This window comes from Paenibacillus aestuarii (assembly GCF_027789125.1).
GTDB lineage: Bacteria > Bacillota > Bacilli > Paenibacillales > NBRC-103111 > Paenibacillus_E > Paenibacillus_E aestuarii.
In genome coordinates this window covers 1-12,443 of sequence record NZ_JAQFVF010000018.1, presented here as the reverse complement: position 1 = coordinate 12,443, position 12,443 = coordinate 1, and the positions used below count along the sequence as shown (strand labels likewise).

The 12,443-nt window shown below is 48.7% G+C and carries 9 protein-coding genes; 1 reads left to right on the top strand and 8 read right to left on the bottom strand.

All coding sequences use genetic code 11. From position 1 onward, the window contains the following. Nucleotides 1–39: 39 nt before the first annotated feature. The 7 genes from O9139_RS03855 to O9139_RS03825 all read right to left on the bottom strand — a co-directional run bounded on the left by O9139_RS03855 (nt 40) and on the right by O9139_RS03825 (nt 8,063). The gene (locus O9139_RS03855; RefSeq protein WP_270878133.1) at nt 40–1,326 is read right to left on the bottom strand and encodes an ABC transporter substrate-binding protein; all 1,287 of its coding nucleotides are present in this window, start codon (nt 1,324–1,326) and stop codon (nt 40–42) included. A gap of 213 nt (nt 1,327–1,539) precedes the next feature. Beyond that, a complete protein-coding gene (locus O9139_RS03850; protein ID WP_270878132.1) occupies nt 1,540–2,382 on the bottom strand; it encodes a carbohydrate ABC transporter permease in 843 nt (280 codons plus the stop codon). A 16-nt stretch (nt 2,383–2,398) separates the two neighbouring features. Next, nucleotides 2,399–3,280: a carbohydrate ABC transporter permease gene (locus O9139_RS03845; protein ID WP_270878131.1), complete on the bottom strand. Its 882-nt coding sequence runs from the start codon at nt 3,278–3,280 to the stop codon at nt 2,399–2,401. A gap of 43 nt (nt 3,281–3,323) precedes the next feature. Continuing rightward, nucleotides 3,324–4,688: an ABC transporter substrate-binding protein gene (locus tag O9139_RS03840; RefSeq protein WP_270878130.1), complete on the bottom strand. Its 1,365-nt coding sequence runs from the start codon at nt 4,686–4,688 to the stop codon at nt 3,324–3,326. A gap of 423 nt (nt 4,689–5,111) precedes the next feature. Beyond that, nucleotides 5,112–5,504: a hypothetical protein gene (locus O9139_RS03835; RefSeq protein ID WP_270878129.1), complete on the bottom strand. Its 393-nt coding sequence runs from the start codon at nt 5,502–5,504 to the stop codon at nt 5,112–5,114. Beyond that, a complete protein-coding gene (gene murI, locus O9139_RS03830) occupies nt 5,501–6,283 on the bottom strand; it encodes a glutamate racemase (RefSeq protein ID WP_270878128.1) in 783 nt (260 codons plus the stop codon). Before murI ends, O9139_RS03835 begins: the two co-directional genes overlap by 4 nt. Nucleotides 6,284–6,557: 274 nt before the next feature. Further along, nucleotides 6,558–8,063 carry a DUF4153 domain-containing protein gene (locus O9139_RS03825; RefSeq protein WP_270878127.1) on the bottom strand — a complete coding sequence of 502 codons (1,506 nt, stop codon included), beginning with the start codon at nt 8,061–8,063 and terminating at the stop codon, nt 6,558–6,560. A gap of 141 nt (nt 8,064–8,204) precedes the next feature. On the opposite strand from O9139_RS03825, the gene O9139_RS03820 reads away from it, so the two are divergent. After that, nucleotides 8,205–10,001 carry an ABC transporter substrate-binding protein gene (locus tag O9139_RS03820; RefSeq protein ID WP_270878126.1) on the top strand — a complete coding sequence of 599 codons (1,797 nt, stop codon included), beginning with the start codon at nt 8,205–8,207 and terminating at the stop codon, nt 9,999–10,001. Here O9139_RS03820 and O9139_RS03815 read toward each other — a convergent pair. Then, entirely contained in the window at nt 9,994–11,949 is a 1,956-nt protein-coding gene (locus tag O9139_RS03815; protein ID WP_270878125.1) for an ATP-dependent DNA helicase, read from the bottom strand. The two genes, O9139_RS03820 and O9139_RS03815, sit on opposite strands and share 8 nt — an antisense overlap. Nucleotides 11,950–12,443: the final 494 nt, after the last annotated feature.

The following is a 12,443-nucleotide window of genomic DNA, read 5'->3' as shown; positions in this document are numbered from 1 at the left end:
CCTATCCCCTCCATCAAGCTGTGCCGTGCATCTATCTGTTTACGGCTTCCTCATGATTTGTTCCATACTTTCCGTATACTGCGAGGAAGATAGTGTTCCCGTATATAATTTCTGGTTCAAATCCCGGTATTCGTCTCCCTTTGTCGTTGTAATTGTACTGTACCAGTACGTTTGAATGAATTTAAAGCTTTTGAAATCCTTTAAGTACTGCGCATAAGCCTCATTTATTTTACCTTCCGGTTTCATCGGCGACTCTGCGTAAGAAGCCTGGCCAATCTTGACGAGTTCATTATTGATTTTGAGTGAATAACGGATTGCGAATTCCTTCGCTTTCTGAAGCTGCGGGGATTGGACGTTGACGAATAGACCGTAAGGTGTACTGCTTCGCTCTCCACTGTTCGTCGAGAATGGATCCGGGGCTGCCCCCGTTTGGGGAAATTTGATATAGCCCAGGTCATCGCCTAAGCTGGAAATGGCTTTCGTGAACACCCATGAGCCGTTGATCATCATCAGCGCTTTACCGGTGTAAAAGAGATCACGCGCTTCTAGATCGCTATGATTTAAATAATCAGGTTGGAATGCACTAGCCTGCACCAAAGCAATAACTTTATCAGCCGCATCTACAAAGGGCTTTTCCGTAAATTTGATTTCACCTGCGAGTGCTCGCTGGAATGCATTCGGGTCCTCACGGAGCACCAGTGTGTTATAGAGGATATCTCCAGGCCAGCGGTCCTTGCCGCCCAGAGCAATGGGAATAACGCCATGACGGTTGGCCTCCTTAATTACAGTCAGGAGCTCGTCCCACGTTCGAGGCGGCTGTACGCCCAGATTAGCCATAAGCTTCTTATTGTAGACAACGACTTGCGATTGCTCGGGACGGTAAGGGACCGAATAAATGCTGCCGTCCGCCTCATGAATCAAGCTTCCTTTATTAAACTTGGATTCAAGCCCTGTAGAGGCAAAAACGTCATTTAGCGGTGCAGCCACATTGGCATTTAAAATTAACTCCCGTTCGGATTTGCCCAAGTATTGCGCGAATACGTCGGGCAGCTCATTTGCCGAAACGGCTACTTTGATTTTCGTTTTATATCGTTCCGGGTTGATAAACTCATAATCCAACTTGATATTCATCTCTTTGGCGACTTCTTCGGCAGCCGGCTTCAAATAAATATCCGTATTGAACATCCATAAAGTCAAGGCCCCACCGTTGTTCGTTTCCTCTGCAGCTCCTCCAACTGAGAATTTGGAAGCGCTACCACTACATCCAGACATAAATACAAGACCAATCATCAACAAAGCGAATCGACTTTGCTTCTTCTGATTCATAGTTACATCCTCCAGAGATGTTGTTTTGTTGGTGTTGTTTTGTTGGTGCTGTTTTGTAGGTAGTGTATGGTTAGTGTATGGTTGGTACTTTTTAGTGGTAGATGCTGGTAACGACTATGACACTTATATTTCTTCAAAGAATATAAGAAAACCTCTATCGAGGCCGTTCAAAAATGAGCGACCGCGTTTAGAGGTATGATTTCATCATTGGGCTTAATATTTAGCACCGCCGTCGGCTAGTCCGCCAATGACAAAGGATTGGGCGCCGAGGTATAGAATCAAGGCAGGGATGGAAGCAATTACCGAAGAGCTCATGAGAAGTCCCCAGATGAACGAATCGGAAAACTTAAAACTCGCGATTCCCACCATCGCCGTTAGCTGGCTTGGACTCGTTGTCACCACGAGAGCATAGAGGAACTCGTTCCATGACATCGTGAAAGCGAAGGTCGCTACGACCGCGATTCCCGGAGCTGCTATAGGGAATATAATTTTCCATAATGTTTGCATTCGCGTACACCCGTCAATCAATGCCGCTTCTTCCAATGAGCCCGGAATCGCCTTAAAGTAGCTAAGCAGCATGTAGCAGCAATACGGCACAATAAAGGTCGGGTAAATAATAAGCAAGCCGTATTTATTGTCCGCAAAACCGAGTTTGCTGACGAGTACATACATCGGGATAAACAGAACCGCTGCCGGCATCAAATAGCAGATAATGATGCTTTTCGTTATGAACTTTTTTCCGCGAAACTTGAGCCGGGTCAAGCTGTAAGAACCGAAAATGCTGATGATTAAGGAGAGCAAGGTGGCAAGCACGGAAACAATCAAACTATTTTTCAGATTGGTCATAAACTCCGTTTGGCTAAACAAATCTTTATAATGCTTCGTCGTCACCTCCGCCGGGATCAGTGAAGGCTTGGCATCGTACATGAGTGCATCGGGTGTGAACGACGTCTTGACCATCCAGTAGACGGGAAACAAGGTCCAGATTAATCCGACGATGACGATGATATAGATCAATACTTTTTTACGAACGTTTCGTACAGCTGATGCTCTCATCCTAACTGCCTCCTCCTCAGTCTTCCTTCGCAAGCTTTCGGGTCATGAAGAACATGAGCACCAGCAAGATAGGAATGATAGATCCGGCCACACTTAGCGATTTGCCCATATTGTTTTGGAGAAAGGCGGTCTCGTAGGTATAAACGGAAATCACGGCCGAATTGTACAGAGGTCCTCCTCCGGTAATTAAATAAATATTCTCGAAATCATTGAATGTCCAAATGGAGGAAAGCATGGTCGTAATGACAATAACTGAGCTGATGGAAGGAATCGTGACCGAAAAAAACTGTCGGATCGGTCCCGCTCCGTCAATTTTCGCTGCCTCGTACATCTGTTTATCAATCGTCTGCAGGCCTCCGAGAATGCTGAACAAGAAGAAGGGAATCCCCCGCCAAATATTTACGATGATGACGGAGACCAGCGCGATCTTAGGTCCGCTTAACCAGGCAACCGGCTGATCAATGAATCCGGAATCAAGCAGCACTTGGTTAATGATGCCGTAAGAATCGTTATACATCCACTTCCACGTAAGTGCTGACACCAGCCCGGAAATCGCCCAAGGGACAAGGAACAACACCCGTACGACGGATCTGCCGAAGAACGCCTGATTGAGCGTCAAGGCAAAGATCATCCCGAATACCAGTTTAAAGAACACGTCCGTCATAAAATAAATGAATGTATTTTTGAGAACTTTCCAATACACAGGGTCGGTAAAAATTTCGCGATAATTCGCAAAGCCAATAAAATGCGCTTCGGCACCTACGGTTTTATCGGTTAAGCTCAGGTATAACGCGTTAATAAAAGGAATGCCGATCACCACGAAAATGACGATGATAATCGGCAGTACCGACGTATACCCCAAAACCATTTCACTTCTTCGATTGGATGATTGCAGCATGGTTTCACCTACCCAAGGAATGTACGCCAGTTACGATGTTGTTTTATTTTTTCTCGTAAACTTTCTTATAGCCCTTGTCGATGTCATCAAGCGCTTTTTTCGGATCTGTGTTATTCACGACAATGCTTTGAACAGCCTTTGAAAGGATGTATTCGCTGATGACTTGCGAAGCGCGCGCATCCGGAGGTCCTGGATCACCCAGCGGGACGATATTTTTCGTTGCGTCGAACCAGCCCTTATTCTCCGGCTTTTGCCAAAACTCCGTATTTTCAAATCCGTTCAACACCGGTACGGCTAGTCCGTTCAATTTCTCAATCAATTTTCCATAAAAATCCTTGTTGAAGAAATAGTCGATGTACTTTTTGGCATTATCAATGTTCTTACCTTTGTTGAACATGACGAACACGGTACCGCCGCCTGAACCAAATTGTCTCTTAGGACCTGCCGGCCAAGGCATGATCTGCGTATTGTTCAGCAATTCCGGCTTCTCTTTTTTCATGGCCGCATATACGCTGCTGGAGTTGAAAATAATGCCGACTTGTCCGTTCAAATACGCCGTATTGTTCCACGAGTCATCCCCAGTGACGGCGCCTGGAGGGGTTAACTTTTCGGTGAAGAAGCTGGCGTCATATTTAATCGCTTCCAAAGCTTCCGGTGTATTGACAGTAACTTTACCATCTTTATCAACCAAGTCCGTACCGAACGTTCGAATCAGGTTTTCAATTCGCCCTGTCGAGTCACCGCCGCCTCCAAGCTGGAATCCAAGCCCATAGAAGTTGTTTTTCGGGTCATTGATCGCTTGAGCCACTTTCTTGACATCATCCCACGTTTTCGGAAGCTCCAGCTTCTTTTCTGCAAGCTTATCTTTTCTTACGTACATAACGTTAGGGTTGTGGTACACCGGAACCTCAAACCAACCTTCTAACGCAAAGGCATATTTCTTGGAGTCTTCCCTGAAGTCATATTTCTTTAAAATGTCTGAAATTTCCACCAGTTGATTATTGCCGACGAATTGTTTAGCGACAAAATCGTCAGCTAGCAGCAAATCCGGAGGATTGCCCGCTTCCACCGCTGCGAGCAGCTTCGTTTTTAAATCGGCCGGAGGGATCGCGACATACTCGACATCGACATTAAATTCCTTGGAGAATTGAGCCACTCTCTCTTTTTGCGCATCATTGTATTCCTTCACATATTCCGACTTGTCCCAAAAGACTAACTTCGTCTTTTTCGCATTGCTTTGATCCCCCGACTTTGCAGCGTCTGCATTTTGCGCCGCTGGAGTCACGGTACTGCCGCTGGCTGGAGTTGCATTCGTACTGGCAGTGTTGCTAGCACTACTGCAACCCGCAGCCGCGAGAACGAGTGAGAAAACAACCGGCAATGACATCGCTTTTTTTAGTTTGGACATGTGGGCCCTCCTCAATTGTATCCGTTTACATTTATGATTATAGGGCCTCGCGGGATCAGGGTTGAATGGATTATTTTTGGGCAGACCAGTAAATATTTTGTGAGTCCGTTAACGGCTCATTATCTTCTTTTACATTACAAACGACCCAAATTACCTAGAAGTGATCTCTACCTATGTCAAGATAAACGTAAAATGAAAGAAACCAACAAGCTCAAGAGCTTGCTGGCTTATTAGAGACTCGCTCGCACATGGTCCCAACCATCTATCGGAATAAAGGCCGTTCCCAACTACTATGCGTCCGGCGCGATCCACTATTCTTGTGAGAACAGCCGAACCGATGTTTTTTTCTTGACCAACAGTCGCGCCTGTTCCACGTATTTCGTCCAGTAAAACAAAAAACACCTTTAAGGTGTCTTTTATTCGCTATCCTTTTAACCAATGGCTTGCTCTTAACGACTCGATAATTCCGGACGCGGCTTCTCTGGCGGCATGCTCGGAAAGAAAATCCTCTTCAAACGCTTCGCTGCAAATTTCGAGTATCTTTTGGCTTAGCGCCTCGACGGAGAGATCTTCCACATGTTGCGTAATAAAAATCGTAATCGTGCGCACTTCCCCATCGTACTCGTCCTCAGGCGCATCGATTGCCAGCAAATGCGCCGGGTCCCACTTGTCGATGTAACGCTTCACGACAGCCATGATCGGCTCAGGATCATAATCTAGTGATTGCAGATACTTGTTCTCTCTCGTGATCTCTTTGCGAATACTCCACATCAAGTAATTCATTTTCGTCTCAGCGGATACAGCTCTAAACTTCATGAAGTGATTCTCCCTTTAAGCATAAATTGCAGAGCTTTATCCATTTTGTGCACATATGCCGGATCTTGGCTGGAACACATCATTGTGATATCTGCACGCCCGTGCTGGTTCAGCAGATTGCGCTCCTGCAGAATTTGCTGCAGCCTCTTCACCGTACCTTCACCGCCATCGACGATTTGAATGTGGTCTGGGAGCAGCTCCTTCAGAATTTGCCGGTAAAAAGGGTAATGCGTGCAGCCCAAAACAACGGTGCCATAACGGCTGAGGTCAAAATCGGCCAGCTTCGCCTGAAAATAAGCCTCGATCGTCGCGTGGTCAAATATAAGCTGCTCGCAATATTGAACCAATTCCGGCAGCGGCAAGGAATCGACGATATGGTGGTCATCAACCCGCGAAATGAGCTCGGAATACTTAGATTGCGACAGCGTTAACGGCGTTGCAAACACGAGCACGCGTTTCCCAGTCGAACGGTTCATTTCAACGGCCGGCTTGACGGCAGGCTCCATCCCGATGATCGGAATCTCATATGTACTTCGCAAATCGTTGACAGCAATACTAGTCGCTGTATTACAGGCGATCACGAGTGCTTTGACATCTTGTAGAATAATCGTTTCCACGGATTGACGGACGAATGCTTTCACTTCATCTTTCGACTTCGTGCCATATGGCACATGCAGCGTATCTGCGAAATACACAAAGTCCTCTTTGGGCAACTTCTGGATCGCTTCGGACAGGACCGTTATGCCCCCAAGCCCGGAGTCAAAAATAGCTATTTTCATCACATTCACCTTGTCATTTAAGATTCATATGAAATTATAGCATATTTTTGGAGAATTCTTTAGACCGGGGAAAAGAGGGGAAGTGAGGTTGGAATATCAGGAACGAATCAAGGAACATACAACATTGACAATTCCGACCCTCATGAGAAAGATAATGTGGATGAAAAAGATAAGAACGACAAATTTAAAGAGGACTTCGTAAGTAAATACAAAATAAAGTAAACAAAAACCGGGCTGAGGCATCCCGCCTCAAACCGGTTTTTTACTGCCATACTCAGTGCCTGGCCCGATATTCGGACAAATTCCATGCTTGCCACGAAGTATCATGCGACCTGCTTTTGATACGGTTAATCGTCAACTGCAACTCCTTCAGGTCAGGATGTCGTTCCTTAAATTTCACCAAAGCCGGGACGGCATCCGTCGATAAGCTGCTTAAATAGGCAAAATCTATCATCCCCGTCTGTTCAAAACGGCTCATATTGTTCATGGCGATTCGCGCGTCCAAGTTCGCATAGTTCAACAGCACATACGCGAGGATGCCGAGGCCGATGTATGCTTTGGACAAGTTGATCCGCTTCATCCAGATGCGCGCCATGGCAATAACGAACATGACACCAAGGAAGATCATAAACCCATGTACCATGAGTCTCAATTGTGTGAACCCGTACGCTTGTTCATATAAAGATAGCCGGCTATAAGCAGAGATCAGCATTACAATGGTGCAGCCAACCAGCAGCGATAACAGCGACTTCAGTATGTACGTCCCCGTCCGGCCAGCTTCTTGCACGCGATGGAGGCTCAAAAGCAGCAGCCAAATATTGAGTATAGCTACAACGACCAACTCGGCAAAACCTTTGCGAGCATACTCGGCATAAGCCACTCCCGCTGGCAGCAGTCCGTTAGCCGCTCCGAATAGGTAGGAAAATTGAATCGAGACGAATAAGATATAGACGAAATTGATGACAACGAGCACCGTGCTGGCGGTTACCGGATCAAGCTTCCACGGCTGTGGAGGCGCTGCCGGCAGTGTGTCCCATGCGGGGGGCTCGGCGGTTTTGGATGAAACAGTTTTGACAAATAATAGCCCGCACAAGTAACAAAATGTATACAAGGCAACGACCGCTGCAGCTCCCAAGCGAACAGTCCCGTCTGAGATGGAAATATGACCAAACCAGGACCCAATATGGGAAAGCCAGGAGGCGAAAATCCGATCGGCTGAGGAAAGCAAAACGATCACGATAAGTAAAATCGGTGAAGCAATCAACAAACCGGCGATTACTTTATTCGCTTTTTTCCAGGCTGGATTGGAATCATTCCCAATTGTTGGAAACCAACTTCGAATAATCCCGAATGGGGCTGGCAGATGAGCAAACGGCTGAATCAAGCTATGCTGCACTAGATCGGCCAGAAAAGTTGCTCGATACCAAGGGTGCTTCCCATTGCGTGATAAAATAATCGTCTGCATCAAGATACAAAGCGGCAGCGCCAAGGCATTCAAGATGTAGAACGTTGTATTGGCAAACAAAGCGTAAGCGGCCGCCAGCAGTACGACAGGAGCCAGCAGCAGCCATCCCGCCCTCGTTTGGCCCCTCCAAAGATCAAATCCGCCAAATCTTCCCTTCACCGCATAAAAAAATAACCCATAAAAAGCGCCAACCGCAATGAGCATCGAAATGCCCGCAACATGACCGATGAACAAATACTGCATGACCAGCCCGAACAATACGGCGAAAAGCAGCATGAAGCTGTACCTTTTCTGCCAGGGTGCAGGATCCCTCATTCCATAGTCACTCCTTTTTGCATATCATTCGATAAATTTGTGATTTCCTGCCTTTTATTGTAACCTGAAAAACAAGAACAAAAAGAGTAAGTTTCAAATTGGAAATTTCATATTTTATCGATATAGGAGCAGGAAACGATTATGAAAATCCGCAAGCACTATTTGGCCTTGCGCCGCTGTTTTCCACAGCTTACGGAAGACGTGCCGCTGGAAACGACGCTGGATGAGCTTTCCCAATTGCTCGATTGCACGCACCGCAACATGGTGCTGCTTCTAAAGCGCATGCAGCAGGAAGGCTGGCTGTCTTGGGTGCCGAAGAAAGGCCGCGGCAATCGCTCGACCCTGCTGTTCACAGCACGGCAGGAACATATTCTCATGCTGGAAGCGCAGGAAATGGTTCATAAGCAAAATTTGCGTTCAGCGCTCGAACTGCTTCAAACCTACGAAGCCTCCCTCACCTTGCGCGAGCAGTTTCAGGATTGGCTGTCGGGGCAATTCGGCTTTCGTTCGGAAGTGCAAGGGCAGCGGCGGACGGATATTTTACGCTTTCCGCTAGCGCAATCCATCCATTCGCTGGATCCCGCATCGATGCATTATTCCGGTGAATCGCACCTCGTGAATCAATTGTTTGATGGTTTGGTGCGCATGGATGCTAGGGGCCAGCTCATTCTCCCCCACCTTGCGCTTGGCTGGGATACCGACGATTCGCGGACATTATGGACGTTTTATTTGCGCAAAGGAGTCCAGTTTCATCATGGACGGGAAATGCTGTCATCCGATGTCAAGTTCTCGCTGGAAAGGCTGCAAAAACTGGCACCCCGCGGTCTATTCAGCTGGGCTTATACCAATATCGCCGCGATGGAGACGCCGGACGATACGACGATCCGGATCCGGCTGCGCGAACGGAACGAGCTGTTTTTGGGCTTTTTGACGACCAGTCGCGCCTCGATTGTTCCGCAAGATATTTGTGAGGCCGCCGAGGGCGGCTTGATGGGCGTCTCACCAGTCGGAACCGGGCCATTCCGACTCATAGGGCATGAGCATGGCATTTGGCAGCTAGATGCGTTTCCGTCATATTTTCAAGGTCGGGGCTTTCTGGACCGTGTAGAGGTGTGGACGGTTCCGGACGGTGAACGCCGCGAGGAGCAGGAACTAGCAATCGGTCCGGGCAGCAAGCCGCTGCAGGAAATGCATCACGTCCGCGTCTCCGATATGACCGTCCAGCAGTGGAAGCAAGCCCGCCAATCCGGGATGACGGCCAAGTTCATTACCGTAAACGAGCATAAAGCGGGGCTCTTCACGCAAGCACCGATGCGACACGCGCTGCAGCTCGCTCTGGACCGCAGGCCATTAAGCAGCCTGCTGCCTGCTGATTGCCTAGATGCGGGCAATAGCTTTTTACAGCAAAAAAGCTCACATGACATGTTGTCATGGAGCTTCGATACAGTTGTAGACCACCTGCGTGCAGCCGGCTATCAAGGCGAATTATTCACTTTGGCGACGATTCCACAGTATGAATCCGATGCTATCTTGATCCAGCAGCTATGTACGCAAGCGGGGATTCAGTTGGACATTGAGCTGCTGTCCGCCGAAGATTTCAAAGGGGAAGCGCGCTTGAAAGCGGATCTGCTGCTTTTTGCCGTCGTGCTGGACGAGCACCGGGAATTGCGGCTTGTGGATCTGTACAAAAGCATGCAGGAGCATGCGATTCCCCAGGTACGCGAGCAGTTGGAGACGGCGCTGCAGCGTCTTGTGACGGAGCCTGACCCGGCGCAGCGTCTCGAGCTGTTGGCCAGCATCGAAGATGGGCTGCTTCAGCGGCACAGCTTGCTTTTTCTATACAAAAAGCATCTGAAAACAGCCTTCCATCCTTCGATTCGCGGCATTTCTCTCGACTCCCTCGGCTGGGTCCGGTTTCGCGATATTTGGTTTACTTAGCAACCGCCGCGCTAAGCTCCACACCTTCAGGCAGCACGCGTAGCACATGCTCTCTTAGCGTCTGGTCACGGTGCAGTTCTTCACTGAAAATGGCAATGATGCCCTTGTCCTCGCGGGAGCGGATCAGACGCCCCATGCCCTGTCTCAAGCGCAGCAGCATATACGGAATGTCGACCTCTTCAAAAGGTGACGACGACGCTTGCCGTTTTGCCATAAAGACGGGATCTTGCGGCGGAAAAGGCAGCGCCCAGACGATCACATTCGACAGCGACGGACCGGGCACATCAAGCCCTTCCCATAAACTGACAGCCCCTAGCACGCTGCGCTCGTCTTCCTGAAAAGCAGCAATCAAATGGCTGATTTCTTGGTCGCCTTCAAATAAAAAGCGGAAACCGGCGCATCCGGGACGATTGGCGATTTCCTGTTTGAACCGCTGGAGCTCTTCCCGCGTCGGGAACAGCATCAAGGCGCGGCCATCAGAACGCTTCAGCAATTGTTCGGCCGCATCCATTTTCTCCGTAAACGAACCGCCTGCCGTCCATTCCGGGACGATAACTTCCATCCGTTCTTTGTAGTCATACGGCGAGTTGACGGAGAATGACAAATAGTCGTCGAGCCCTAAACTATCCGCCATATACGCAAACGACCCTTCTACTGACAACGTAGCTGAAGAGAACACAATCGGCATGTTGGCAGAAAATACGCGCTCGCGGAGCACTTCCTTCACCGTTCTCGGCATGACGACGAGGCTGAGCCCTGTGATGCTGTCCGTTGCCCAGCAAATAAAGGCTTGATCGTGCTGAAAAAGTCCGAGCGCTTTTTGCATCATTTCCAGATGCTCTTCGACGATGCGTAGTTGGTAATCATTCAGCGTGAACAACTCGCTTTCAAACACCAGCTCCTCTTCAATTGCCGTCAAAATCTCGCAAAGACGATGAATCTCCTGAAGCAGGCGCTCGTTCATGATGATTTGCTTGCGCTCCGAACCGGGAATCGGCTGGCAGCAGCTTTCCAGCACATCAAACATCATTTCACTTTGATCAATCGCTTCGTCGATCAGCACCGCTAACGTTTCACGGATTTCCCCTTTCAGCAATCGCGTGACCAGCTCTTCGAACACCACATGCTTTAACTTGTAGGTTAAAGCTTTTTGTGCCGCCGCTTCCATCAGGTGCCCTTCATCAAAAACAACCGTGCAATGCTCGGGCAGCAGCGGCAGCTGACCTTCGCGTTTGCGTCCTTCGTATGTCCACACATGCTCCATATAAAAATCATGCGAACAAATAATCAGATCGGTCGCCCGACGGTAATTATCCCGTGACAGCGTCTGCCCGCAACGATGGCGCCTATCGCAGACAAAGCAGTCCTGGAATGCGTCCCAGCCGATCTTTTGCCACTGGGCATCGTTCAGATGCGGATAATCTTTGCGATCCCCATAGGCATGAAACGATTGCAGCGCTTCACGTGTGTGTACAAACTCAGGCAAGCTTTCATGGAGATCTCGGTACAGCCCGACATCATCATGGCCAAGTCTCGCTTCGTCCAGCTTCACTAAGCAAACGTATTGATCTGGCGATTTCGCGAGCCGCGCATCAATCGTCATATTCAAATGACGCGACAGCTTGTCGATATCCCCGCCCGGCTTTACCAACTGCTCGATCAATGACTCATCGGCACAGGCGATAATCGCCGGTTTATTCATATATCGTGCATAACAAATGGCGTACAATAAATACACAAGCGTTTTGCCTGTGCCTACACCGGCTTCGGCGAAAATCGTCTTCTTTTCCGCAAAAGCGCGCTCCAGCTGAAACGCCATATAAATCTGTTCATCGCGAACTTCGAAACCAGCCTCCGGCAGAACTTCATAGAAAATATCTGCGATCCAGTCCGACACCTGCCCCATATAAGGCTGTCCGCGGTCATATGCAAAAGGATAGCGTGCCACTTTTAATGCCCCCAACAAATCAAAATTGCAGCAAAACCTTATTATCCCACGATCGCGGAGCAAAAGCAAAAAAATATGGCTGCAGCGCCACTGGCTGCCAATCTCACCCAGCCCCAGGAGTTCGTCGATTATGATTTCCATAACCGCCGCTTACACTCACGCAGTCCGGTTTTTCCCACTTACAGCACCCACATTCCCCTTTTCTACCTCCCTAGTCCGGTTTTCCCCACTTATTTCACCCAAAAACGAGTCTACTTGCCAAAAAGTGCTCTGTAAGCCGGATATTTCGGACTACAGCGCAAACTGCCGCCGCTCACACTCACGCAGTCCGATTTTTCCCACTTACAGCACCCACATTCCCCTTTTCTACCTCCCTAGTCCGGTTTTTCCCACTAACAGCACCCAAAAACGAGTCTACTTGCCAAAAAGTGCTCTGTAAGCCGGATATTTCGGACTACAGCGCAAACTGCCGCCGCTCACACTCACGCAGTCCG